The 25,528-nt window shown below is 36.0% G+C and carries 28 protein-coding genes, 2 riboswitches and 2 other annotated features; of the genes, 5 read left to right on the top strand and 23 right to left on the bottom strand.

The genetic code is table 11. From position 1 onward, the window contains the following. Positions 1 to 51: 51 nt before the first annotated feature. A complete protein-coding gene (locus MRBLBA3_RS05755; RefSeq protein ID WP_000794484.1) occupies positions 52 to 1,149 on the bottom strand; it encodes a site-2 protease family protein in 1,098 nt (365 codons plus the stop codon). 151 nt (positions 1,150 to 1,300) lie between these two features. On the opposite strand from MRBLBA3_RS05755, the gene MRBLBA3_RS05750 reads away from it, so the two are divergent. After that, the gene (locus MRBLBA3_RS05750; RefSeq protein ID WP_000776286.1) at positions 1,301 to 1,498 is read left to right on the top strand and encodes a hypothetical protein; all 198 of its coding nucleotides are present in this window, start codon (positions 1,301 to 1,303) and stop codon (positions 1,496 to 1,498) included. Between the two features lie 132 nt (positions 1,499 to 1,630). Here the strand turns inward: MRBLBA3_RS05750 and MRBLBA3_RS05745 are convergent, their stop codons facing one another. After that, entirely contained in the window at positions 1,631 to 2,482 is an 852-nt protein-coding gene (locus tag MRBLBA3_RS05745; RefSeq protein ID WP_000677048.1) for a hypothetical protein, read from the bottom strand. 108 nt (positions 2,483 to 2,590) lie between these two features. Here MRBLBA3_RS05745 and MRBLBA3_RS05740 point away from each other — a divergent pair, with 108 nt between their 5' ends. Next, positions 2,591 to 3,367 carry a class I SAM-dependent methyltransferase gene (locus tag MRBLBA3_RS05740; RefSeq protein WP_000026271.1) on the top strand — a complete coding sequence of 259 codons (777 nt, stop codon included), beginning with the start codon at positions 2,591 to 2,593 and terminating at the stop codon, positions 3,365 to 3,367. A gap of 39 nt (positions 3,368 to 3,406) precedes the next feature. Here MRBLBA3_RS05740 and MRBLBA3_RS05735 read toward each other — a convergent pair whose 3' ends face one another. Beyond that, positions 3,407 to 3,616, bottom strand: a complete 210-nt coding sequence (locus MRBLBA3_RS05735; protein ID WP_000880630.1) for a hypothetical protein — start codon at positions 3,614 to 3,616, stop codon at positions 3,407 to 3,409. A gap of 262 nt (positions 3,617 to 3,878) precedes the next feature. Next, positions 3,879 to 4,137 (top strand) — a binding site (T-box leader). 56 nt (positions 4,138 to 4,193) lie between these two features. Here MRBLBA3_RS05735 and brnQ3 point away from each other — a divergent pair. Continuing rightward, complete coding sequence (gene brnQ3, locus MRBLBA3_RS05730) at positions 4,194 to 5,549, top strand: branched-chain amino acid transport system II carrier protein BrnQ3 (protein ID WP_044739199.1); 1,356 nt, start codon at positions 4,194 to 4,196, stop codon at positions 5,547 to 5,549. A 24-nt stretch (positions 5,550 to 5,573) separates the two neighbouring features. Here brnQ3 and MRBLBA3_RS05725 read toward each other — a convergent pair whose 3' ends face one another. The 9 genes from MRBLBA3_RS05725 to gltP all read right to left on the bottom strand — a co-directional run bounded on the left by MRBLBA3_RS05725 (position 5,574) and on the right by gltP (position 13,269). Beyond that, on the bottom strand, positions 5,574 to 5,930 hold the full coding sequence (locus tag MRBLBA3_RS05725) for a DUF3992 domain-containing protein (protein ID WP_141528841.1): 357 nt from the start codon (positions 5,928 to 5,930) through the stop codon (positions 5,574 to 5,576). A gap of 10 nt (positions 5,931 to 5,940) precedes the next feature. Next, positions 5,941 to 6,573, bottom strand: a complete 633-nt coding sequence (locus MRBLBA3_RS05720; RefSeq protein WP_000598709.1) for a response regulator — start codon at positions 6,571 to 6,573, stop codon at positions 5,941 to 5,943. After that, on the bottom strand, positions 6,570 to 7,625 hold the full coding sequence (locus MRBLBA3_RS05715) for a sensor histidine kinase (protein ID WP_000744318.1): 1,056 nt from the start codon (positions 7,623 to 7,625) through the stop codon (positions 6,570 to 6,572). Before MRBLBA3_RS05715 ends, MRBLBA3_RS05720 begins: the two co-directional genes overlap by 4 nt. Further along, on the bottom strand, positions 7,625 to 8,365 hold the full coding sequence (gene liaF, locus MRBLBA3_RS05710; RefSeq protein WP_000716083.1) for a cell wall-active antibiotics response protein LiaF: 741 nt from the start codon (positions 8,363 to 8,365) through the stop codon (positions 7,625 to 7,627). Before liaF ends, MRBLBA3_RS05715 begins: the two co-directional genes overlap by 1 nt. Before the next feature lie 108 nt (positions 8,366 to 8,473). Then, on the bottom strand, positions 8,474 to 9,136 hold the full coding sequence (locus tag MRBLBA3_RS05705; RefSeq protein ID WP_000814139.1) for a PspA/IM30 family protein: 663 nt from the start codon (positions 9,134 to 9,136) through the stop codon (positions 8,474 to 8,476). Between the two features lie 49 nt (positions 9,137 to 9,185). After that, a complete protein-coding gene (locus MRBLBA3_RS05700; RefSeq protein WP_000808646.1) occupies positions 9,186 to 9,542 on the bottom strand; it encodes a hypothetical protein in 357 nt (118 codons plus the stop codon). Between the two features lie 228 nt (positions 9,543 to 9,770). Continuing rightward, complete coding sequence (locus tag MRBLBA3_RS05695) at positions 9,771 to 11,087, bottom strand: Na+/H+ antiporter NhaC family protein (RefSeq protein WP_000665468.1); 1,317 nt, start codon at positions 11,085 to 11,087, stop codon at positions 9,771 to 9,773. Between the two features lie 94 nt (positions 11,088 to 11,181). After that, positions 11,182 to 11,287: riboswitch (SAM riboswitch) on the bottom strand. Positions 11,288 to 11,407: 120 nt separating this feature from the next. Continuing rightward, the gene (locus MRBLBA3_RS05690; RefSeq protein ID WP_000824680.1) at positions 11,408 to 11,926 is read right to left on the bottom strand and encodes a DUF402 domain-containing protein; all 519 of its coding nucleotides are present in this window, start codon (positions 11,924 to 11,926) and stop codon (positions 11,408 to 11,410) included. 68 nt (positions 11,927 to 11,994) lie between these two features. Further along, on the bottom strand, positions 11,995 to 13,269 hold the full coding sequence (gene gltP, locus MRBLBA3_RS05685; protein WP_000821142.1) for a glutamate/aspartate:proton symporter GltP: 1,275 nt from the start codon (positions 13,267 to 13,269) through the stop codon (positions 11,995 to 11,997). Between the two features lie 492 nt (positions 13,270 to 13,761). Here gltP and MRBLBA3_RS05680 point away from each other — a divergent pair, with 492 nt between their 5' ends. Then, on the top strand, positions 13,762 to 15,036 hold the full coding sequence (locus MRBLBA3_RS05680; protein ID WP_000726106.1) for a murein hydrolase activator EnvC family protein: 1,275 nt from the start codon (positions 13,762 to 13,764) through the stop codon (positions 15,034 to 15,036). A gap of 100 nt (positions 15,037 to 15,136) precedes the next feature. After that, positions 15,137 to 15,298 (top strand): hypothetical protein, encoded by a 162-nt coding sequence (locus MRBLBA3_RS05675; protein WP_001095991.1) that lies wholly within the window; start codon positions 15,137 to 15,139, stop codon positions 15,296 to 15,298. Positions 15,299 to 15,328: 30 nt separating this feature from the next. On the opposite strand, the gene MRBLBA3_RS05670 is transcribed toward MRBLBA3_RS05675, so the two are convergent. The 11 genes from MRBLBA3_RS05670 to lysA all read right to left on the bottom strand — a co-directional run bounded on the left by MRBLBA3_RS05670 (position 15,329) and on the right by lysA (position 25,490). Beyond that, complete coding sequence (locus tag MRBLBA3_RS05670; protein WP_000665450.1) at positions 15,329 to 16,684, bottom strand: sodium-dependent transporter; 1,356 nt, start codon at positions 16,682 to 16,684, stop codon at positions 15,329 to 15,331. Positions 16,685 to 16,795: 111 nt separating this feature from the next. Next, positions 16,796 to 17,044 (bottom strand) — a binding site (T-box leader). Between the two features lie 61 nt (positions 17,045 to 17,105). After that, entirely contained in the window at positions 17,106 to 17,723 is a 618-nt protein-coding gene (locus MRBLBA3_RS05665; protein ID WP_000283329.1) for an NAD(P)-binding protein, read from the bottom strand. After that, complete coding sequence (locus MRBLBA3_RS05660; RefSeq protein ID WP_363380137.1) at positions 17,698 to 18,450, bottom strand: sirohydrochlorin chelatase; 753 nt, start codon at positions 18,448 to 18,450, stop codon at positions 17,698 to 17,700. Before MRBLBA3_RS05660 ends, MRBLBA3_RS05665 begins: the two co-directional genes overlap by 26 nt. 1 nt (position 18,451) lies before the next feature. Further along, positions 18,452 to 19,228, bottom strand: coding sequence for a uroporphyrinogen-III C-methyltransferase (gene cobA, locus MRBLBA3_RS05655; protein WP_000521288.1), 777 nt, complete (start codon positions 19,226 to 19,228; stop codon positions 18,452 to 18,454). An 84-nt stretch (positions 19,229 to 19,312) separates the two neighbouring features. Further along, the gene (locus tag MRBLBA3_RS05650) at positions 19,313 to 19,513 is read right to left on the bottom strand and encodes a DUF3906 family protein (RefSeq protein ID WP_000366907.1); all 201 of its coding nucleotides are present in this window, start codon (positions 19,511 to 19,513) and stop codon (positions 19,313 to 19,315) included. A 10-nt stretch (positions 19,514 to 19,523) separates the two neighbouring features. Continuing rightward, positions 19,524 to 21,146, bottom strand: a complete 1,623-nt coding sequence (locus MRBLBA3_RS05645) for a nitrite/sulfite reductase (RefSeq protein ID WP_000119597.1) — start codon at positions 21,144 to 21,146, stop codon at positions 19,524 to 19,526. An 11-nt stretch (positions 21,147 to 21,157) separates the two neighbouring features. Continuing rightward, positions 21,158 to 21,751, bottom strand: a complete 594-nt coding sequence (gene cysC / locus MRBLBA3_RS05640; protein WP_000380514.1) for an adenylyl-sulfate kinase — start codon at positions 21,749 to 21,751, stop codon at positions 21,158 to 21,160. 12 nt (positions 21,752 to 21,763) lie between these two features. Continuing rightward, the gene (gene sat, locus MRBLBA3_RS05635; protein ID WP_000108317.1) at positions 21,764 to 22,900 is read right to left on the bottom strand and encodes a sulfate adenylyltransferase; all 1,137 of its coding nucleotides are present in this window, start codon (positions 22,898 to 22,900) and stop codon (positions 21,764 to 21,766) included. 39 nt (positions 22,901 to 22,939) lie between these two features. Further along, entirely contained in the window at positions 22,940 to 23,644 is a 705-nt protein-coding gene (locus tag MRBLBA3_RS05630) for a phosphoadenylyl-sulfate reductase (RefSeq protein ID WP_000959024.1), read from the bottom strand. 87 nt (positions 23,645 to 23,731) lie between these two features. After that, positions 23,732 to 23,875: a YezD family protein gene (locus MRBLBA3_RS05625; RefSeq protein ID WP_000116159.1), complete on the bottom strand. Its 144-nt coding sequence runs from the start codon at positions 23,873 to 23,875 to the stop codon at positions 23,732 to 23,734. A gap of 72 nt (positions 23,876 to 23,947) precedes the next feature. Further along, positions 23,948 to 24,056: riboswitch (SAM riboswitch) on the bottom strand. Between the two features lie 117 nt (positions 24,057 to 24,173). Then, positions 24,174 to 25,490, bottom strand: coding sequence for a diaminopimelate decarboxylase (gene lysA / locus MRBLBA3_RS05620; protein ID WP_000280663.1), 1,317 nt, complete (start codon positions 25,488 to 25,490; stop codon positions 24,174 to 24,176). Positions 25,491 to 25,528: the final 38 nt, after the last annotated feature.

The following is a 25,528-nucleotide window of genomic DNA, read 5'->3' as shown; positions in this document are numbered from 1 at the left end:
CAGAAATGTAATTCCTGTTTAAATTCTTCTTGTCATTTCGACACTATTTTCCTACAAATTTCTCTTTGGCAAATGCTCTTGTAAAACAATATAACCTTCATAAGCTGTATAACCGAGTATAGCCATTAATCCGATATAACAAGCAAAAACTGTCCATTTTGTTTTCGTATCAACTTTATAATAATTTTCTTGTTGTTCCTTTTCTATTTCCCATTCATTTAATTTTCTTTCCGACACTTCAAATGCTTCTCTTATATGAATTGTATACTCATCTTTTTCATCTTCATATGGGACATAATCAAGTGGCTCAAACTTTGGTAAAAGGTACTCTAGCACTTCGATTTTTTGAATTTCTCCTGTTTTTAATTCTTTCTCACGCTCTCTTTGTCTTAATACATTCATCTCATGATGAATCATATAAATCGTTCGATGCACCGCACCAGTTTCTTTTAATTCCTCTTCAAGCCTAGCAACATATTCTTTCATTCCATCGATTTTATATCCTAATTCCTTAATCGGTTCCTCTCTCTTTATTACTCTATACAATTCCATACAACCGATAATAACAATAAATCCACCTAAAATACTTTTGAAGTAAATAGAATATCCAAGTAGTACAACTAGCCCTGCTCCCCAAATTTTCGTACTTACAACTGAAATTATTCGTCCACCATCTAACGGAGAAACTGGAATTAAGTTAAAGAAATTAATCATACTTCCAAGTAAAATAATCAGCGCCCAAAACGGCTCTTTCGTTATTATATAAAGTGGGATCGCGGGTAAAAATGAAAGTAATCCGAAAAGAGGTCCCATATATGCAATGTAAGCTTCATCTTTTGCATTTTTCGGCATCTCTTTCATCCCAATAAGAGCTCCCATAAATGGTATGAAGATTGCTGGCGATGTTGGTATACCTTTTCTTCTAGCTGCCCATAAATGCCCCATCTCATGTACAAACAACAAATAAACGAGTGCTACCCCAAACTTCCAACCATATATGACTGCGTATGCACCAAGCGATAAAAACATACTAAATACTGTTGAAAATTTTGCTAACTTAAAAATGGCAAATACCCACTTTAACTTAGACAGTAAAAATAATCCTATTGCAACGATAATTCCCCATAACCCTTTTTTATTATTTTTCATATTCCTCTCCTTTATCGCGCTTTACTGAGTCATTTACACTCACCAAAACTTATTCTTGTCTTTATTATGACATATTTTTTTCTATTGTTAGAAATAATGTTTATTACATCCATTTTTAGCCAAAAATATAAATGAAAGGAGGTATATACAAATGAAATTACAATCTCTTATGATAGGCGCTCTATCGTTTTTAGCTTCAACTCTTATTTTTTATACCGTTAGCTACGTATTATTATTAGATTTGTTGCCAAATCACTTATTTATTGCTCTTATCATTCTTTCCGCTCTTATGATTTCTTTTCTTATTACACGAAAATCAATGAGTGAGCCATCTGCAAAAGCAAAGTAATAGAGAGGGGAGTCTTTCCCCTCTCTTATCATTTCCTAGGAAAATCTATATAGACTTTACGATTCACATTTATCTCGATTAGTAAAAGCTAATAATCAGTAGGGGATGCCCCCCACTGATTAAAGTTTCACTTTATCTTTGTAAATTCATTTTTTCACCATACTCTTTAACAATTTGAATAATGTTTCGAAATGCTCCTACTTTTTCTTTCTTACTATTTAATATTTGTAAATCGTAATTATCATAATAGCTTTCTAGTGCTTTTAATTGTGATTCTGAAGCATCTTTTATAGGAACAGTAACCTTCAATTCATACTGTTTATACCCTTCCTTTACTTTTTCAGCTGGAATTATTTCACTTTCTTTCGCTCCAATTAATTTTTGAACCTTTTCCGGGAAAATCAATTGCAAATAATATTCTTGTTCCTTCGCTAACTTATTATATAGTGATTGTGAAATCGTATATCGTACTGTATAATTCATTTTTTGATCACCCGCTTTAATATGAAACGCGGTAATCTGCCAATCTTTTTTCGTTACTTCCGTTAAAGGCCCTACCTGCATCTCATCTTCTTTTTGTTCTGGAATTTTTGGAAATATAGCCAAAAGTTTTTCCGTATCTTTTTCGTTCAGCATATACATAGCTTTTTTATATTGCACCCATCCCCGTCGATCTTCTCCTCTTAACCATGCATAATACGTTTCTATTTTCCCATCTCTACTAATTTGTATTTCATATTCTGGTTCACCAAAGCTACCTGTTACTTCTTGTTTTTCTGCTTTGTTTATAATATCCACCACTAACTCCGCATCCATTTTCTTTAATTTTTTTTCTTCTGTACCTTTTTGTATAACAGTTACTTGTAATGGTTCTTTCACTTCATTCACTGTCTCCTCTACTTGTTTCGATTCTTTCTTTTCCTCGGCTTGACCACACGACGCGAGTAAAATAACACATAAAAAAATTAAATACTTCCCTTTCAAATCGATTCTCCTTTTCCAATAAGAAATTCTTATGATCCTCATACATAAAACAAAAACGTTACATTATATAGAATGAGCTATACTATACAATGAAGGGAGGATTTTACAATGTCCATTAATTTTCATGATGCAAATAATAGGTATACGTATGCAAGTCGTAACGCACATATTTCATGGCAGGAAACAATAAACAATATTGTAGATGTGCAAAATAAACAAGTAATTGATATAGGTTGTGGTGGCGGCATTTATACGAAAGAACTTGCTCTTATGGGAGCCAAAAGTGTTGTTGGGCTTGATTTTTCAAAAGAAATATTACAAGCTGCAAAAGAAAACTGTAAAGGCTTCCCAAACATTTCATTCATTCACGGTGATGCGCACAACATTCCATACCCTAACGAAACATTCGACCTGATCATTTCGCGTGCCGTCATTCATCACTTACAAGATATTCCTATTTTTATACGAGAGGCTTCTCGCATATTAAAAAAAGACGGTATACTTATTTTACAAGACCGAACTATTGAAGATTGTACAATTCCAGGAAGTCCTGATCACATTCGTGGATACTTTTTCTCTGTATTTCCAAAACTCATTGAAATAGAATCAAAAAGAAGACCAAAAACCACTACTATACAGCAAGAATTACAACAATATTCTCTTCAAGCGTTCCCCATACAAACACAATGGGAAGTACGAAAAACACATAATTCTGTAGAAGCATTGCTGCAAGATTTATCTCCCCGAACTGGACGATCCATTCTATATGAATTAACAGATCATGAACTTTCTCAACTTCTACTTCATATCCAAACAGCATTGCAAAACGTCTCTCCTATTATCGAAAGAGATCGTTGGACCATTTGGAGCGCCATGAAATTGTAAGGAAGGAAGCCTCACAAAATAATGTGAGGCTTCCTTCTTTCATAATCTAATTTTGCAACACTCTTGATATCCTCCACTCCTGGCCTGTGCACTTCCACACTTCGGACATACTAAATATCTAGACTGATTTGTCAACAAACTACCTTTTTGAAAGAGTAAAACTTCTGCTTGTTTAAACGAACGCGAATAATATAACCACATAAAACCAATTATAGCAATAATGCCAAATAATACTCCCATCGCAAGCATTTCAGTCACCTCTTTTGGTTTGTTCTTTCCAGCAAGTGGATTGTTGTATTATTCTCTGTAAATTCTAACAATACCTTCTTTACTCCTATAAATATCGATTTTCTCCATAAACTTTACAATTCCCTATAATGTTTTACAGCATTTTTACAAACAGCATTCAACCTTATATTCTCAGCTATATTTCTACAGGAAAATATATTCCCCAAAAAATATGTTGACTTTCTAAAAAAAACGTGTGAAAATACTGTCAGAATACTTGAATAAAAATTCATTGACGAGAACGAGTACGTTCTAGGACTGTTCCCCAGAGAGTTGGCGATTTGCTGAAAGCCAACGTTCAGTGCTTAACCGAAAATCATCTCCGAGAAGTAGAACCGAATGCTGAAGTAAGTTCTTACCGGATGTCCCCCGTTACAAGGAACACGTATCATGTTGTACGTTGCAAAGCCGTATACATATAGATTTATTTCTACATGTATAAATTAGGGTGGTATCGCGGGTAAATATAACTCGTCCCTTTCTTTAGGGACGAGTTTTTTGTGTTCTTACAATGAATTTACAAAAAGGAGGAAAAACAATGAACACTGTATCAAAAAAACATGTTTTTTTCACAGGCCTTATGCTATTTTCTTTATTTTTTGGGGCAGGAAATTTAATTTTCCCTCCAATGCTTGGACAAAATGCTGGTGAAAACTTTTGGCCAGCGATGATTGGCTTTTTACTAACAGGAGTTGGTTTACCGTTACTTACTGTTATCGCTATTTCTTTATCAGGAAATGGAATGCAGCAACTTGCAAGTCATGTTCACCCATTATTCGGAATTTTCTTTACAGTAGTTGTATACATTGCAATTGGTCCATCTATGGGCATTCCACGTGTTGCTAATGTCGCTTATGAAATGGGGGTTAGTTCTTTCTTACCAGAAACTATTCGCTCTAGCAGCCTAGTGCTATTTTTATACACAGTCATCTTCTTTTCTATCGTATTTTGGCTTAGTTTAAACCCTTCTAAGCTCGTCGATCGTATCGGAAGTGTATTAACACCTATTTTATTACTCTCTATTTTTTTATTATTCGTTAAGAGTGTATTTACACCCCTCGGGCAATCTGGACCAGCAATGCAAGAATATCAAACTTCTCCAATTTTCAAAGGTTTTATGGAAGGATACTTAACGATGGATACCATTTCAGCACTTGCATTTGGGATTATCGTTGTAAATGCAATTCGCTCAAAAGGTGTGAGTGATCGTAAATCAATTGCCATCGCAACAGCAAAAGCAGGACTTATTGCCGCTACTGGTCTCGTACTTGTATATGGTGCACTTGGCTGGCTCGGTACAACTAGTGTCTCTCTCGGATACGCAAAAAATGGAGGACAGCTACTTACCGTTATCGTACAACAATTATTCGGTCCATATGGTCTAATTCTGTTATCTCTTATCGTTACACTTGCTTGCTTAACAACATGCGTTGGACTTGTATCTGCATGCAGTCAATACTTCTCAACATTATTGACAAAATTTTCATACAAAATGTTAGCAAGTATCATTTGCTTGTTAGGATTATTAGTTGCCAACTTAGGTTTAACAAAAATTATCGCCATCTCTGTTCCTATTTTACTTGTTGTATATCCAGTCGCAATTGTACTCGTGTTATTATCATTACTTCATAAATATTTCGGTGGCTATCGATCTGTTTATGTATGTGCTTTAATCGGAACAGCAGTTGTTAGCGTTTTTGACGGATTAAAACAAGGGAATATTCCTGTTTCATTTATCACATCTTATTTTGAGTTTATTCCATTATATAATGAAGGAATTGGCTGGTTAGTACCAGCATTAGTTGGGGCTATTATCGGTTTTGCTATCGCAAAATTAAGTGGTGCAAAAACAGTGCCATTAACGGATCATTCACCTGAATCGAAAGCATCATAAAAAAACTCCCATTTCGGGAGTTTTTTACATTTGATAAGAAGTATGATTAAAGCTACTTACTTTATAAGCTTTCGTATAGTAATCAATATTCGTATCCACCGTTTCTACTTTTACAACATCATAGCAATCTTCTTGCTTTACTAGAAATAAATAATATTCTTCTGTCGCCTCGATAATTGCGATACGATCTGTTTCAATATCATATTGTTCACAAAGTGCTTGCAACGCATTCACATAGTTACCTAATTTTTTCGTTTCATCCATTCCAAATATCGTTTGAACTAACATACACTCTCTCCCCTTTGTATGTACTGTTAACACCTTAATGATAACGCTTACATAGTTAACCGTCAACAAAAAGCTTTGACCATATATAGTCAAAGCTTCCTTTTTATTTCGTCAATTGGTGTCTAAACGCATAAATAACCGCCTGTGTCCGGTCACTTACATTTAGCTTATTTAATATATTACTCACATGTGTCTTTACTGTTTTAAGGGCAATAAACAACTCATCTGCAATCTCTTGATTACTTTTCCCCTCTGCAATTAATAACAAAATTTCAGACTCTCTTTCTGTTAACTCCTCATGCAAAGGTTGTTCTTTCTTCTGGCGCATACGAGACATCATTTTGCCAGTAACTTTCGGCTCTAATACCGTTTCCCCATCATAAGTAGCTCGTACAGCGTCTGCAATATCACTCGCTCTTGATGTTTTTAATAAATAACTTGTCGCTCCCGCCTCAATAACAGGATATAACTTTTCATCATCTAAAAAGCTCGTTACAACTACAATTTTCGCTTCTGGCCATTCTTGAATAATAGCGCGTGTCGCTTCAACCCCGTCCATCTCATCCATAACAAGGTCCATTAAAATAATATCCGGTCTTAATTGCAAAGCTAACTCTGAACCTTTTCTTCCATTTTCAGCTTCTCCAACTACTTCAATATCTGGCTGCGTTGATAAATATGCTGATACACCCATTCGAACCATTTCATGGTCATCAACTAGTAATACTTTTATCATGACTCTCCCCCTCTCTCAATCATAATCGGTACTTTCACTTCTATTTGCGTACCTTTATTTGGAAAACTAAGCACTTTTAATGTACCACCAATTTCATGAACTCGCTCTTGCATTGATCTTAAACCGTATGAACCTGCCTTATTAACCCCAACTTTAAAACCAACACCATCATCAATAATTTTCAAAATCGCATATTGATCAATTTTACGTAGGCGTACTTCGGTTTTCTTTGCCTTCGCATGCCGTAAAGTATTAGACAACGCCTCTTGCACAATACGGAATAAATGATCTTCTACACCTTTTTTTAATTGAATTGGTTCAATTAACCATTCAATTTTCATATGTTGCTTTCTAGACAGTTCTGTTAATAATTCTTCTATACCCTCTGTTAGTTTCTTACCTTCTAACTGCACTGGGCGTAAGTGAAGGAGCAATGCTCTCATTTCTGATTGTGCATTTACAACCATATTCTCAACAAGCTGCAACTGTTTTTTCGTCGTGTCTGGAATTTCAGCTACTTGTTCATTAATAGCTGACATCATCATCGACATTGCAAAAAGCTGCTGACTTACAGAATCATGCAGCTCCCTCGCCAATCGATGCCTTTCTTGGGAAATCGCTTCTTGTCTCATCTCTTCATTCCAATGAGCTCGTTCATTCGTTACTTTTTGAAATAGCCCAGCTTGCTCCTCTAATCGACGAGCAAGGCCGATTACTTTTCGTTCCACTTCATGAAATTCATCATCCGCAGTAAACGAAACATCACTCGGAAAATTCCCTCGCTCTACTTCAAATAGAAAAGTATTTAATCCTTGTATACGCTGCTCTATATAATAACCGATTGCATACCCTACAATTCCTCCGATAAGAAGACTGGTACTCATAATAAACAAGCCAATTGGAACAGAAGCAATGGATTCTTTCCATAGTAAATCATAAACTTGTTGTTCGCTTTTCCATACATATACAATTGTACAAATAAGTGCGATACTCACAGAGGACAACATAGAATAACGAATATACATCCACGAAATATTCTTTTGTTTTTTCATTATACTTTCCTCACTTCCGTATCGCCTACGACAAGCGAAGAAATAATTTTTATACGGCGAGGAGCTTCTTTATACTGTTCCGTTCTAAACGTAACATTACGGTTAAATCCTGTTTCTTCGTGTCCCGGCAAGAGCACTCGCCCAACAATAACAGAATGATTTAAAGACAGTTCGATATCATATGGCACATATAAACGAATATTACCAACGACTCCCCGAATAACAATTACCGTTTCTCCCTCTGGAATCATCGCAGTTGTTAAATCAATCTCGACATCACAAGCACCATATTGGACGTTAATATCCTCAAGTTCATAAATATGATCCATCATTCGTACATTACCTACGAACATATTTTTTATATACGGTTCTGTACGATATATTTGTTTTTCTTCATCTATATATCCCTTTTCTTTAATTTCAACTTTCATTGCTTTTTGCTGGTGCCCTTGTTGAATAAGTTGATAACCAATTAAAGCTAAACAAGCAAATACAACAAGTACGAATGCTGCTGATGAAAATAAGAAGAATAAGAATACAATACCACCGACAAATAAAAATACATTCCCTCTTACATAACGGTTTTTCTTTCGGTAATGCCTTCCAAACATAATCATAATAAATGCAAATATTAGACCACCTGGTTCAAAATGTCCAAGTATCATATCAAGAAAAAGACCGAATCCAAATATGATGAGGAGCATCCCCATTAATTGTGTTTTTGAAAAGTGCTTCTTCATTTCAGCTCCCCTCCCTCTTTGTCACATATACATAGAAGAAAAGGCATTGCTTTCCAACACCTTTTCTTCTATCACTATATCATAAGCCTATTTTATTATATACTACAATTATTTTGTTAACTCTTTCGTTAATGATACTTCATTTTTCTCTTTCATTTCACGCTCTAGTTTTGCAATTTTCATATCAAATGTATCACGCTCATGCTCTTCATTTATACGAAGCTCTATGTCACGAATGTGATCTTCAATTTCTTCGAATCGTAAGAACGGATTATTTTCATCCATTTTATGAATGGCAGTATTCATACGGCGATTTGCATGCGCCATATTTTCACGTGCCATTAATTCCATACGCTTTGCGTTCATTTCTTTTAATTTGTTTTTCATTTCTGAAAGACGACGCTCTAACTCATCAATTTGCTCTACAACACCAGCATACATTTCTTCTAAGCGAGTTACTTGCCCTTCATAATACGCTACTTCTTCTAATGCACGTTCATGTAGTTGTAATTCGCCTGCTTCTTGTGCGATGATAGCTTGCTTTGATCTTTTATTAACAAAATAACGTGCTTGCTCAAGCTCACGAGCAAAGTTAGATTTTAATGTTTTATGACGCTGAATTAATTTCTCAATTTTTGTTATTTCACGCTCACTGTCGCGTAAATATTGGTTTAACATAGCAATTGGATTTTTTCTTTCTTTCTCATCTAACACATTATGAAAATCAGCTAAAATTGCATCGCGCACACGTCCGAATAAAGATTGTTTCATTATAATCTTCCTCTCTTCTACTTTATAATTTGATTTGATTTATTCTATATTAGCTTTTCATTAACTTGTTCCACTCATCTTCAAAGTTGCTATATGGTTTAGAACTTTCTGGAGCAGAATCAACAACTACATTTTTTTCTTTTTTCCACTCACGGTAACCGTAGTATAAAACTACTAATGCTGCGATACCGATTAATGCTGGGGAATGAGAAAGTGCAATGGACAAACCGATTAAACCAACAATACCCCAAGCTAACTTTCCAAAGAATGATTTAGCTCGCACAAATGATTTATAGCTCCAGTACACAACTCCTGCTCCAATGGCGAATCCTACAATACCAGCAAGACTACCAAGAGCAATTAAAGCCAAAATACCGGCTGCGATAAACGCTAGAAATTGTTTCATCTTGTGCTTGCCTCCCTTCGATTTGATACTCTTATCTTAACTATTTTTTCTTTTTTCCATAACGAGCTTAAGAACCGTTTTTAACTCAGACTTAAGGCTGAGTTAAATTCAGCCTTTTGTAAAACATAAGGTAGGATAGGATAATTCCCTCTTTTACCATACAAAAAAAGCCGTACAGAGAATATTCTCTGTACGGCTTCTGTTGCTACGAATAAAATTCATATTTAATTATGCTGTTTTATGATACTCTTTTTTTTCCGCCACTTTAGAAAATCTCGGGAAACCAATTAATATAGAAATGATTCCACATACTCCAACTAAGATCGGATAAAATGCATATGGTAACAATTCAACCGGAGATAACGCAGCAAATCCTGCCGCAGTTAACATTTGAGCACCATATGGGATTAACCCTTGCACACAACATGAGAAAAGATCTAATACACTCGCTGATTTACGTGGATCAATTTCATATTGATCCGCAATGTTCTTCGCAAGAGGACCAGTAAAAATAATCGAAATCGTATTATTCGCTGTACACATATTCGTCATACTCACTAAACCAGCAATACCGAACTCTGCTCCTTTTTTCGAACGAATGTTACGTGTTAAAAGATTCATTAAATATTGAATACCACCATTATATTGGATCAGTTCAACCATACCACCGATTAATATAGCAAGTAGTACTAGCTCCATCATACCGCCCATTCCAGTCGTTACACTTTTAAAGAAACTCTCTAACGTATAACTTCCATCTATAAGACCGATAACACCAGATAGTACCGTTCCACCAGTTAACACAATAAGTACATTCCAACCAAGTAGTGCTGTAATAAGTACTCCTGCATACGGTAAAATCTTTATCCAGTCAAAACTATGAGCTTTAACTTGTGTATCACTTCCTAAAGTAATGATTACTAATAGTACAATTGTAATAATAGCGGCTGGTAATACAATTAAAAAGTTCGTTTTAAACTTATCTTTCATTTCTGTTCCTTGTGAACGAACAGCAGCGATTGTTGTATCTGAAATAAATGATAAATTATCACCAAACATCGCTCCGCCCACAACAGTAGCCATCGCAAGTGCAATTGAGATATCAGTTTGCCCACTAATCCCTACAGCAATTGGTGCTAGTGCTGCAATTGTTCCCATTGAAGTTCCCATCGCTAATGAAATAAATGCCCCTATAACAAAAATTCCAGCAACGATAAATCCTGGTGGCAAAATAGATAACGCTAAATTAACAGTTGAATCAACTCCACCCATTCCTTTTGCCGTTTCAGAAAACGCCCCTGCAAGTACAAAAATTAATACCATAATCATAATATCCGGATTTCCTGCACCTTTAGCAAATCGTTCTACTTTCACATTAAAGCTTTCTTTACGATTCATCACTAAAGCAATTCCTACAGCAATTGAAATTGCTACAAGTATCGGCAATTTATAGAAATCACCTGTAATAATTCCAGAACCAATAAATAGCGCCAAAAATATTCCAAGTGGTAATAACGCTAAACCATTTCCTCTCGTTTCTTTCAAAGTATCATCTCTCCCTAGTTTTCAACCTTTTCTAATGAACAACAAAAGACCTCTTCCAATGAGAAGAGGTCTTATACATCTATAAGAAACACTCTTCTCATCTTTCAAGCACATGCTTGCTGGATTTGGCACAGCACTCTGAAATCGAGTCCGCTGCCGAGGCATCGTAGGGCCAGTCCCTCCGCCTCTCTTTATAAGAAGGTTTCATATTTATTTTTTAATAATAATTTCTTCCCTAACTTTACTCGCTTACAAAACAAAAGTCAATTATTTTTTGTATAGATTTTTTTGGTAATTATACAAAAATATGAATAAACCAATCATTTTAACTTTTCAATTTCTTTATCCAATATTGAGATCCAATAAAATTCACTATTGTTTATTGCTGCCATTATCCATTTCGTTGTTCGCCAGGCTAATTCATATTCTTCCTTAGTAACATCACCTATACTATAAGCATCCTCTAACTCATCTTCATCCAATACATAAATCTCACCGCTCGGTAACAATACTACATCTAAGTATAAATCATCAAAATACGGCAAACCACGATCGTCAATTTTAAATTCTTTCGTCACATCGATATAATATTGCACTAATTTTTGCTGATCATCTAACATAGCTGTAATTGCAAAGTTTTTGCCGTTTATAAAATATTGCATCCATGTATACCCATCACCTGCAATGCAAAGCTTTTTACCATTATATTCTTTATGACTAGGTTCTCTCACTTTTTTTATGTCCAGTATTCCTAACATTCCATCCTCTACTTGCTTAACCCTATAATCCTTATCTGTTAGTCGCTTCCACGAAGAACCGTCACCATATTTACGTTTCATTACGTCCGCTCCTCTTCTATATATAGAAAAGCCCCCACATATTATGTGAGAGCTTGTTCATATTATAATTAAGCTGCTTGACCCTTTTCAGATATCTCTTTTAAATAGGCTTGTCCTTTTTCAGCGTCATATTGACCTTCCCACTTAGACATAACTACAGCCGCTAAAGAGTTACCTACAACGTTAACTGCTGTACGAGCCATATCTAGAATACGGTCAATACCAGCAATGAATGCTAAACCTTCTGCTGGAATACCTACTGTACCAAGTGTCGCTAATAATACAACGAATGATACGCCCGGTACACCCGCGATACCTTTTGATGTAACCATTAATACAAGTAATAACGTAATTTGTTGTGTAATGGATAATTCAATACCGTACATTTGCGCTAAGAAAATTGCCGCAATTGCTTGATATAAAGTTGATCCATCTAAGTTAAATGAATAACCTGTTGGAATAACGAAAGATGTAATTGCTTTCGGACAACCGAATTTCTCCATTTTCTCCATGATTTTTGGTAAAACCGTTTCTGAACTTGCTGTAGAATACGCTAAGATCAGCTCGTCTTTTAAAATCTTAAAGAATTGGAAAATGTTTATTCCAAAGATTTTCGCTGTAAGTCCTAATACGACCACAACGAAGAATATCATTGCCCCATATACTACAATGAGTAATTTCCCTAATGGAATTAATGAAGCTAATCCGAATGTAGAAACTGTAACACCAATTAATGCGAATACACCAAATGGTGCAAACTTCATAACTTGGTTCGTTACATAAAACATTGCATCTGCTACACCTTGGAAAAATTGTAGAACTGGTTTGCCACGCTCACCAATTGCTGCTACACCTAAACCAAATAATACTGAGAAGAAGATAATAGCAAGCATATCACCTTCAGCTAATGATTTCATAATGTTCGTCGGAACAATATTTACAAACGTATCCGCAAACGAATGACTTTGTACTTGCTCTGTCGTATGTGTATATTTAGAAATATCTGTTTTTGTTAACTTATCCATATCAACGCCTTTTCCAGGTTGGAAAATGTTTGCTATTAATAGACCAACAATAATTGCAAGTGTTGTAATAATTTCAAAGTAAATAATTGTTTTTCCGCCTAGTCGACCTAACTTTTTAACATCGCCAACACCAGCAACCCCAACAACAATACTCGCTACAACAATCGGTACAACAATCATCTTAATTAATCGGATGAAAATATCACCAATTGGTTGTAAGTACTTCACCACTTCCGGATTGCCAAAGAAAATCGCCCCAACTGCAATACCAAGCGCAAGTCCTATTAAAATTTGCCATGCAAGTCCTATTCTTTTCATACTTGTGGTAACCCCCTCTTCGATGTGTCACTCTATCTCTCGTTCTATCTCTATAAAACATGAAATTAAGAGTATTACATATTATTCGACAATTCACTACATTTTGTCCCTGTTAAAAATCATAAATCAAAATTTAAAATCTGACAACAAAATAAGTTTGCCCGCACGCAAATAATTTTCTTGACAAAAATAAACCTCATGTCAGAAAACCTCACATGAAATCGATTCCTCACTAGTGATTGATAGGTTTTTAAAGTACTGTTTCATTATGAAAAACTCCATCATTTTCCATGATTTTTTAAAAAAAATATAGAAATTGATACTTTTTCTATACATTTAAGAATTTTAACTTTATGACAAACGCTACAAAAAGATACTAAATTCCGACAAAACTTAGCAAAATTATAAAATTTTCTTTACATTATGATTACAACGATAGACACTCTTCTTCTTATGATATATAACTTTCATAGGGAAAGGAGCTAGACAACAATGAAAAAGAAATTTGCAGCGCTTAGTGTTTTAGCAGCGGGAACGATTTTTGCTTCCCCGTTACTTTCACCCGTGTACGCTGAAACAAATCAAGATAAATTAACTGACATTCAATCCGAATTAGAAGGCAAACAAAATGACTTACAAAATAAATCAGCTGAGAAAGAGCAAATAGAAAAAGAAATCCAAGAATTACAAAAGAAAATCGACGAATTAACTACTTCTATTAATAAAAACGAAGCTGAATTGAACGATACAAAAAAGGAAATTAGCAACACACAGCAAGTTATTACCGAAAAAAAGAAACATATAGAGCAATTACAAACGAATATAGATACACGACAGGAAGTTATTAAACAAAGACTACAATCTATGCAAGAAAAGCCTCGTACGAGTATCATTACAGAAGTACTAACAAGTTCTGCAAACATTGCCGATCTTGTTGATAATATGTATTCAGTAAGTTTGATTTTAAATAACGATACAGATATTGTGAAAAAGCAAACAAGCGATCAAAATGCTGTGACGACAGAAAAAGAGGCTGTTGAGAAAAAAGAGCAACAACTGAAAGCATCTGAGCAAAAATTAGAACAAAAACAGCAAGAATTACAAAGTAACCAACAACAGCAACAAACTTTTATTAACGATCTACATACGAAAGTAGCAAAAGTAGATTCAGAGATTGAAGGGTTAGAAGAATCAAAAGGCATTTTAGAAAACCAGCGTCAAGCTGTTCAAAAAGCAATTGAAGAAGAAAAACGTGCAGAAGAAGCGCGTAAAGCTGAAGAGGCACGTAAAGCTGAGGAAGCAAAAAAACAGCTCGCCGCTTCTACTAAAGAAAGCACACAATCCGCACCAACACCGCAAGATACGAACAAAGGTGGATTTATTAAACCAGCCGCTGGATCGAAAACTTCAGGATTTGGTACACGTTCTTTAGATAACCATAAAGGAATCGATATCGCAGCTTCAGGAACAGTGCCTATCGTAGCTGCTGCAGATGGCGTCGTTATCCGTTCAGAATTATCATCTAGTTACGGAAACGTTGTATACTTATCTCACCGTATAAACGGAAAAACATATACGACAGTATATGCTCATATGAGTAGCCGTTCTGTATCAAATGGACAAACTGTAAAACAAGGCACTCAACTTGGATTTATGGGGAACACTGGCCAATCATACGGACAACATTTACACTTCGAACTTCACCTTGGGGAATGGAATGTCGGCAAGACAAACGCAGTTGATCCATCTCCTTATATCGGATTATAAAAAACTCGGTGCATACCGAGTTTTTTTACTATCATTTCACACTTTGTAGGCATTTCACATAGACTACAACTAAATGCCTATATGTTGCGGGGTGATTAATATGAATACACAATTACAACAAGAAATAGAAGAAGCTAGAGAAACATACATTGGTCGGTTATTTACATTCGGCGGCTCAGCGCTATTTTTAATTGGATCATTTATCGCCGTTGTCACAGCTTATAAAGCATATAATCGTTTATTAAATACATCTACAACATAATAAAAAGACGGAGATTTCTCCGTCTTTTTATTATGCAAACATTTTAAATACGCCTATCGCATTTAAAAATACTATAATTACAGTTACCGGAATAACATAACGAAGCAAGAAGAACCAAATATTAAACAATGTTTTCCCTTTCGTTTCCGTAACTTCTAATTCTTTCATTAATAACTCTTTACTCATTTTATTTGGTACAAATAGCGAAATGGCTAGTACTCCGAGTGGCAGTAATACATTACTTACCGAAAAATCGACGAAATCAAAGAATGTCTTACCAAATATTTTCACATCACTCATAATTCCAAACGATAACGCTGATGGAATTCCAACTGCAAAAATAAGAATACCAATTAATAACGAAGCTGATGGACGCTTCTTCTCATTATCTTTCGCAACAGATGCTACTACAATTTCAAGCATTGAAATCGCAGATGTTAAAGTCGCAAAGAAGAATAAAACTAAAAACATAATGAAGAAAAATTGTCCAAATGGAATTTTTGCAAAGACAGCAGGAAGAACGATAAACAGTAGTCCTGGTCCTTCTGTCGGTTTAACTCCTAATGCGAAAATCGCTGGGAAAATCGCTAACCCTGCAAGTACTGTAATAAATACAGTTAAACTTACAATAGATGTTGCTGATTTAGCTAAATGCTCTTCTTTCTTTAAATACGAACTATACGTTACCATTACCGAGGCACCTACCGTTAGCGAGAAGAAAGATTGTCCCATCGCATATAAAATCGTATCTGCTGTAAGTTTTGAAAAGTCTGGTTTTAAGAAGAACTCTACCCCAGCCATAGCACCATCAAGTGTTAACGCACGAATAATGATAGCAATAAATAAAATGAATAATAGCGGCATCATGTACTTACTTGCTTTTTCTATACCTTTTTCTACACCTTTACTAACAACAAAAATGGTACAAAGCATAAAGATGAATTGTGCCCCAATCGCACTTACTGGATTTGAAATTGTTTCACCAAACAATTTCCCATAATCGACTACTCCGTTCCAGAAACTACCTGTAACACTATAATATAAATAAAGTAAAATCCATCCACCTACAACACTATAAAAAGATAGTACGCTAAAACAAGTAACAACCCCCATACGACCAATCCAAGGATATAACTTGCTATTCGGTACTAATACTTTATAAGCTGTAACTGCCTCTTTTTGGGTACTACGGCCAATAACAAATTCGGCTAAAAGTAGAGGCATACCAATAAATAAAGTTAATAGTAAGAATACAAGGAAGAATGCGCCTCCCCCTCCATTACCTGCAACATATGGAAACTTCCATATTGCACCAAGACCTACTGCGGCTCCGGCTGCTGCGAGTACAAAGCCAATTTTCGACGTCCATTGCTGTGTTTCTTTCATCATAAATTCCCCTTTTCTGAATATTTAAACTTTTGTTAATTATACACTTTCATTTCATACTCGCACACCTCCTTCAGAAAATAAAAAAGTCCCCTACACGCAAATATGCATGTAGAGGACGATATATGTAATATAAATACCGTGGTACCACCTCAATTGGATCAATAAATCCCACTTGTTCAAGTACAGGAAAAATTCCGATACTCTATCCTTTTAACGGCGGAACCCGGGTTGCCTACTGCAATGTTCAGCATACCTCTCGCAAGCCCATTCTGTATATTTTATCGTACCGGGCTCACACCTTACCCCAGCTCTCTGAACGCCTCAAATATACGTACTCTTCTTGCTCATCGATTTCATCTATTGAAGTTACTAGTGATTATAAATTATATTTTTATATTTGTAAAGCACAATTCATTCACTATCCTACATGAAGTTCCCTCTCTAATTCTTGTAAAAAAATTTCTCTTTTTTGTTCATTTTGAACATATATCGACTTTAATACTTCTTGCAATAATATATTTTTCTGCCTTTTCTCTACTTGTAATTCTTTCACTTTTATTCTAACTTCATATAAAAAATCAAGATATGATTCATAGTTCTCATCATATTTATTTGCAATATCATCACGAATTTTTTTTGCAAGTTTCGGACTAGCCCCTCCAGTAGAAACAGCTACATTAAGCAATCCGCGATGAATTGCCGCCGGGAAATGAACATTTCCACTTTCCGGATTCGTAATAACATTTACCAATTGATTTGCCGAGGCATCTTCAGCAATTTGTTCATTTAGTACCGAATCGCTAGTCGCTGCAACTACTAAAAAAACATCGTCGATATCACTTTTCTCATACTCCCTTTGATACCAACGAATTTGCTTTTCTTCTACAAGTTTTACTAAATTCGCATCTAATTCTGTACTTATCACAATTATATCCGCACCTTGTTTTAGTAAGGGAACAATTTTAAACCCTGCTACTTTCCCTCCACCAATGACAACCACACGTTTCTTATCAACTCGCACTGTAAGTGGATACATATTGTTCTCCCTCCAATATTCCCTCTGTTTTCTGAATTAACATCTCTCGAAACGCTTCATTCTTCCCTAAATATGGACTTATTTTTATCTCTTCCAACTCATATTGACGCACTTCTTTCTCAACATGTTTCATAAGTAAGCCTGTAAACAATAAATAAGGTAGTACAACAATGCTCTTTTCTTTTCGTTCTACAACTTCCCTCAACTTCTTCTCAAACTTTGGCTCCGCAGCTGCTAAATAACAAATTTCCACCTCTTTAATGTTCTCTTCTTTTTGAAATAAAGAAGAGATCCACTTCATGTCTTGTAAAGTTTCCGGATCACTGCTCCCTCTTGCAACGAGCAAAAGTGTTACTTCTTCTTCATAGTCTTTAATGCCACTTCCGTTATATACCGCTTTTACAAGCACTTCTGATACACCAAATGGATTACCATACACTATTTTGATATCCGGATATTCCTCGTTTAACTTTCGTAATTCAAACGGAATATCTTTCTTTACATGTCCTGCCGCTAATAAAAAAACAGGAATAGCGACAATCTCTGTAGCACCACGCTTCACACATGTACGAAATCCTTCTTCAATAGAAGGACTCGCTAGCTCTAAAAAACAAACTTCTTGAATATTTGCCTCTACACGGTTCATACATGACGTAATAAATGCAACCGCTTCTTCTTTTGCTGCTTTCAAACGGCTTCCATGACATATATACAAGACAGCCTTCATTTTACAATACTCCGCTTACTGGATATGCATTTTCCACTTGTTTCTCAAACCAATGTATCTTTTCTCTAAAACGGACAACTTCTCCAATAATAATCATACTTGGATTTTGAATTTTTTCTTTTTTAGCAACATCTATAATTGTTCCTAACGTCCCTGTAACAGTACGCTGCATAGATGTCGTCCCCCACTCAATGATAGCTGCAGGTGTACTTTGATCTTTTCCATGTTTTATAAGTTGTTCACATATATAAGGTAAATTACTAACCCCCATATAGACCGCTAATGTATCCACACCTTTCGCTAAACTTTCCCACTTCACTTCCTCTTCAGCATCTTCTTTCCGATGCCCTGTCACAATAGCGAAACTTGCACTTGCATCGCGGTGCGTTACTGGAATTCCAGCGTAAGCAGGAGCAGCTATACCAGCTGAAATACCAGGAATAATTTCAAATGGGATACTTTGCTTCGCTAACGCTTCAGCTTCTTCTCCACCTCTTCCAAATACAAATGGATCTCCGCCCTTAAGCCTCGTTACAACTTTTCCTTTTTTCGCATATTTAATAAGAAATGTGTTAATTGTCTCTTGCTTCATCGTGTGATAATTTGGGAGCTTCCCGCAATAAATTAAATCTGCTTCAGGCTTTGCATAAGAAAGCAATTCTTTATTTACGAGACGATCGTACAAAATAACATCCGCCTTCTCGATGCATCTCAACCCTTTAACAGTAATTAAATCCGGATCACCAGGACCCGCCCCAACGATATAAACCTTCCCCATCATCTCTCCTCATTTCTACTATAAAATGAAACTTCCACTCTTCATCACGAATGGAAGTTACTATTATTTCGTATTACATGTTCTCTACTCATGAATAACAAATGCCGCCCCTTTTCGAATCTTCTTTTTTTCAAACAAAGAAATCTCTTTCACTTCTGGTAACGGTAAAAAATGTTTTTCAAGTTCTATCTCCGCAAGCTTAAATGCTTGTTCTTCACTTTGAGCAACAACGACTATTGGAACAACACTATTCGCTAATACAGCTTCAAATCGGTATAAATCCATATTGTCCCTCCTAAGACGCTATTACTTCTTCTAATACACGATTTAGTACAATTTGTAATTCTTCCACTCCAACACGTCCTACGAAATCATAAAACGTTTCGGCTAGTAGTTTATTCTTTTGGAAATAATTCAAAAATGATACGAGAACATCAGGCAAATCTTCTCCATCTATTTTCCCTTTTAACTTTTCGTTATATGCTCCTCCGTCTAATAGCGTTCCACCCACATATATTTCAAACGCCTCAACGATTCCCTTTTCCTTCGTTTTCAGTTTTATCCCTTGCAAACCAATATCAGCAATTTGACGTTGACCACATGAGTTCGGGCATCCTACCATATGAATTCGAACTGGAACATCGAGTGCAATTTGTGTATCTAAGTACTCTGCGATTTTGCGTAATCTTTCTTTCGTTTCTACTAACGCAAGATTGCAATACTCAATACCAGTACATGAAACCGCATGACCGATAAACGATTTCGGATTTGCTGAAATTGCTTCAAACAACGGTTCACTTAATAATCCTGCAACATTTTCTGGCGGAACATTCGGAATAATGAAGTTTTGTGAGTTACAAGTACGAATTTGCCCGTTTCCATATTGCTTTGCAATTCTAGCAATCTCAAACATTTCTTCTGCATGTAAACGCCCTACCGGTACATTAAAACCGACATATTTTAACCCTTCTTGTTTTTGATCTTGGACGCCATAAAAGTATCCTGCATTCCATCCTTTGAGTGCACTTTCCCCTTTACTTTGCAATGGCCCTGTATACTCTATTAGTTTCTCTTTAAATTTCTCCGCACCCCAGTCAGCAACAAGAAATTTCAAACGTGCTAAATGACGCTTTTCACGATATCCAAAATCACGGAATATAGTAGCAATTGCAATTGCTATCCCCTTTACTTCTTCTGGTAAAACGAATATATCTAATTCTTCCGCTAAGTATGGACGAGCTGATAATCCTCCGCCTATTTTTATATGAAACCCAACCTTTTTCTCACCATTTATTTCTTTCGTAGCAGGTGTAAACGCCACACAGTTAATCTCTGCATTTGCTGAATTATAAATGTTAGAACTAATAGACATTTTGAATTTACGTGGTAGATTAGAAAACTCTTCATTATGTTGGAAGTAATCGTATATTTCTTTAACAATCGATGTTGTATCAAATAGTTCATTTCCATCAATTCCAGCAAGTGGATTTCCTGTAATATTACGCGTAATATCACCGCATGCCCCTGCTGAAGATAAACCAACTCTAGCTAACCTCTTAAAAATATCCGGAATTTGCCCAATTTCTAACCAATGAAACTGAATCGCCTGTCTTGTCGTAATATCTAACACATCACGCCCATAATCTTTAGCAATGGAAGCCAGCACCTCTGCCTGCGCATTTGTAATAATTCCAGAAGGAATGTTGACACGCATCATAAAATAGCCCGCTTCTTTTGGTCTTTGCAAATACAATCCCGCCCATTTAAAAGCGTCCCACTCTTCTTTCGGAATAGATTCAAATCCATTCTCCGCATAGTAAGGAATATCATTAAAGATTTCTAATCCGTCTTTCTCTAATTTCTTTTTCTCTGTTTGATTTAATTTTTCATTATTAGCCCACACTTTTTCATAACTCATCTTTTATCCCCCTATATGAAACTACGCTCTTGTAAGTACTTCACAATTTGTTCTGCACATTCTTCAATAGAATACTTGTGCGTTTCTACAATTAATTCTGCTTGTTTTGGTTCCTCATACGGCGAATCGATACCTGTAAACTCTTTAATATCACCTTTTCTCGCCTTTTTATAAAGTCCTTTCGGATCGCGTTTCTCACACTCTTCAATTGGACATTTTACAAACACTTCTATAAACTCATCCGCTATCAAAAGGTCTCTAACTTGTTTTCGGTCTACTCGAAATGGTGAAATAAACGCTGTAAGGACAACAGTTCCTTGATCTACAAATAGCTTCGCCACTTCACCAATACGTCTTATATTTTCCATACGATCACTTTCAGAAAAACCTAAATCTTTATTTAAACCTTGGCGAATATTATCCCCATCTAGTACATAATTTCCGATATTCTTTTCAAACAGTTTACGAGCAACCGCATTCGCTACTGTAGATTTACCCGAAGCTGATAAACCAGTAAACCAAACTACAAAACTGTGATGCCCATTCTTCACTCTTCTCTCATCTTTTGAAACAGAAGCTGTATGCCAAGTAATATTCGTATCCATCTCATTCTCTCCCTATTCTGTTACTACTTCTTTTTTCAGACCTTTAATTAGCACTTCCACTACTTCTTTACGACTAAATGTACTTGGCGGAATCTCACCATTCCTTAACATTTCTCGTACTTTCGTACCTGATAAGATGACACGGTCTTCTTTTCCATGCGGACACGTTTTCGTTGAAGCCATCGCTTCACATTTCGTGCAGTAAAAACTATGTTCAAAAAATAGCGGCGTAATTCCTAACTCTTCTACTGTAAAGTTCGTAAAAATTTCTTGTGCTTCATAAGTCCCATAATAATCTCCTACTCCTGCATGATCGCGCCCTACAATAAAGTGGGTACAACCAAAGTTCTTTCTTACTAGTGCATGAAATATCGCTTCCCTTGGTCCTGCGTAACGCATCGCTGCAGGAAATACACCTAAAAAGACACGATTTTTCGGATAATAGTTTTGGAGCAATACTTCGTAGCTTTCCATCCTTACATCAGCAGGAATATCATCTGACTTTGTTTCCCCAACGAGCGGATTTAAAAAGAGACCATCTACAATTTCAAGAGCAGACTTTTGAATATATTCATGGGCACGATGTACCGGGTTTCTCGTTTGAAATCCGACTACTGTTTTCCAACCACGTTTTTTAAATTCTTCTCTCGTTTCAATTGGATCTAAATGATAAGAAGGAAACGGATTATTTCCAAAGCGTTTTGTAAGAATAATAGCTCCTCCAACGTAAACGTTTGGTCGTTCATATAATTTTTTTACTCCTGGATGAGCCTCATCCGTAGTTTTATACACAAGTAACGCTTCTTTTTCCTTATCAGGCACAAAAATATCTTCTATTTGAATAACACCATATACATTTCCAGCGTTGACAAGTTTTACTTCTTCTCCGGCTTTCAGACTTTTTGCCACTTCTTCTGTTACCGGTAGTGTAATCGGTATACTCCATACGCTACCATTTGCTAAACGAAGCGTTTCTACTACTGAATCATAATCTCTCTTCCCTAAAAATCCTGTAAGAGGGCTATATCCTCCTGTCGCCAAAAGTTCTAAATCACTAAGTGCAATTTTGTCTATCTCGATTTCCTTTACAATGTTCGATATGTCATATGTTTCATCAATGCGGTTTACTAATTCATTTGTTGTACTCATCTTCTTATATCCCTTCTTAGCTTTATTTCAAAATCTATCTCATTGAAAGTGGAGGCCACATTCCGTCTTCATTTTCCCAGCCCATCTTCCATCTCTTGAGTCGCCACCATCACCTACAGGTAATGTACATTTCTCACACCCAATACTTGGATATCCAACATCATGTAATGGATTATATGGCAAACTATGTTTGTATACATATCGCCACACTTCTTTCCACGTCCAATGAATAAGTGGACAAACTTTAATAGATTGAAAGCGATGATCTTGATTTATAAACTTTGTATGCTTACGCGTTTCTGATTGTTCCCTTCTTAAGCCCGATATCCACGCTTTTTCCGCTGCTAATGATTTTTCTAACGGTAAAATTTTTCTAATCTTACAACAAAGATTCGGATTACTTTCCCATAACTTCTCACCATGCAACTTCGCTTGTTCATCAAGTGTAAGTTCCGGCTGTTTTTCCATAATATTTAATGAAGGAAATCGTTCTCGCACTTTTTGAATTAATTCATACGTTTCTTGAAAATGAACATTTGTATCCAAAAATACAACTTTAGCAGATGGATTTACTTGGTTTATAAGGTGCAGTAATACCATACCTTCTACTCCAAAGCTACATGCGTATACAATCTCATCCTTATACTCTTTATAAGCCCAACTTAATACTGACAGAGCGCCTTTCGTTTCATCTTCTTCAGAAAATGAAACACTATTTTCTTTCCACGTTTCGTACGTCAACATATTTTTTCCCCCTGTAAAAGCAAAAAGACGGCTTTAACCTATTAAAAATAGATTAAAACCGCCTCTAGTTTTTCTAGTCAGCGCTTTTTACTTTAAACGTACTTTTTCACTTTTTTCTAATTGAATCACTTTTCCATCTTGCACAACAATTGTAATTGAGCCATATTTCATATCAGCAAGCATCGCTTGAATTTTCTCAGATACTTCATCAAAATGTTCCCGTACACTCACGCGAACAGCCCCCCTTTTTATTCATAAAAAAAATCTTTCCCATTTCGAAAAGACTGTTCGGTAATATATTTTACCTTATCTTTCAAAATGGACTCCATTTTGCTGGATTTAGCACCTTGCTTTCTATAAGCAGGTTGCCGAGCTTCGTAGGGCCAGTTCCCTCAGCTTCTCTTGATAAGCTTTGTATTTGTATTTTATCACAATTCTGATTTTTTTCAATCCTAGTTTTCCGATATATTTAATTATTTTTATTTTTTTAAAAGGAGTTGCCTTTACTAGACAACTCCTTCTTTCTCATTCACACCAGCTCTTTAATACGTATGCGATCGTTCCCAATGATATTTTCATATGTTTCACGTTCTACGACAATTTGTGACGTCCCGCCTTTTGCAAAGACGACAGCTGGTCTACGAATACGATTATAATTATTCGCCATCGAGTACCCATATGCCCCCGTACAAGAAATTGCTAGTAAATCAGAAGAAGCAACTTGCGGTAAGTTAATATCCCAAATCAGCATATCTCCACTTTCACAGCATTTCCCAGCAATCGAAACGAGTTCTTCATTTTCATCATTCCCTCGATTCGCCAACATCGCCTCATAACGGGCTCCATATAGAGCCGGTCTTAAATTATCTGTCATCCCACCATCGACTGAAACATATTTCCGAATACCAGGAATCTCTTTCACCGATCCGACTGTATAAATTGTTGTTCCAGCATCACCTACGATACTACGGCCTGGTTCAATCCATATTTCTGGAAGCGGGTATTCACATACTGTAAACTGCTCTCTTATCGTACTTGTTACAGCCTCCACATACGTTTCAAGTGTTAACGGTGTATCAGACTCCGTATAACGTATACCGAAACCTCCGCCTACATTCAATACTTTCACTACATAGTTTGTTCGCTCTCTCATTTCTTCTAAAAATTGACGTAGTACTTCAATTGCTCGAACAAAACCAGCCGTTTCGAATATTTGTGATCCGATGTGCGAGTGAATTCCTAGCACATTATAATTTGATTTTTGCAAAGCTAGCTCAATTGCTTGCATCGCTTGACCATTTGAAACACCAAATCCAAATTTCGAATCCTCTTGACCTGTTGTTATATATTCGTGTGTATGTGCCTCTACTCCTGGCGTTACACGGATTAATATGTTCACAAACTTTCCATGTTGCACTGCTAAATCATGTAAGATTTCTAATTCCAAGAAATTATCTACGACAAAACAACCTATATTCGCCTGAAGAGCCATCACGATCTCTTCTTCTGTTTTATTATTGCCGTGAAAATGAATGCGCGATGCTGGAAATCCTGCTTGAAGCGCAGTATATAATTCCCCTCCTGAAACAACATCTAATGACATATTCTCTTCACGAGCTACTCGGCACATCTCCATGCACAAGAACGCCTTGCTTGCATATGCTACTTGATAAGAGAAACCACTTTCTTTAAAAGCACGATGAAACGCGCGGCACTTTCCTCGAATAGACTCTTCATCGTATACATAAAGTGGTGTTCCGTATTGTTTTGCTAGCTGCGTCGTATCGCACCCACCAATTTCTAAGTGTCCTTGCCCATTGATTCGGCTTGTGCCGTGTAAATACATTTGAATTCCTCCCTTATTTCCTCTAAAACTCATAACCC

It is taken from the genome of Bacillus sp. LBA3-1-1.1 (assembly GCF_040676495.1).
Taxonomy (GTDB): Bacteria; Bacillota; Bacilli; order Bacillales; family Bacillaceae_G; genus Bacillus_A; species Bacillus_A nitratireducens.
The sequence above is the reverse complement of the archived record's forward strand: the minus strand, read 5'-3'. Positions and strand labels throughout refer to the sequence as shown.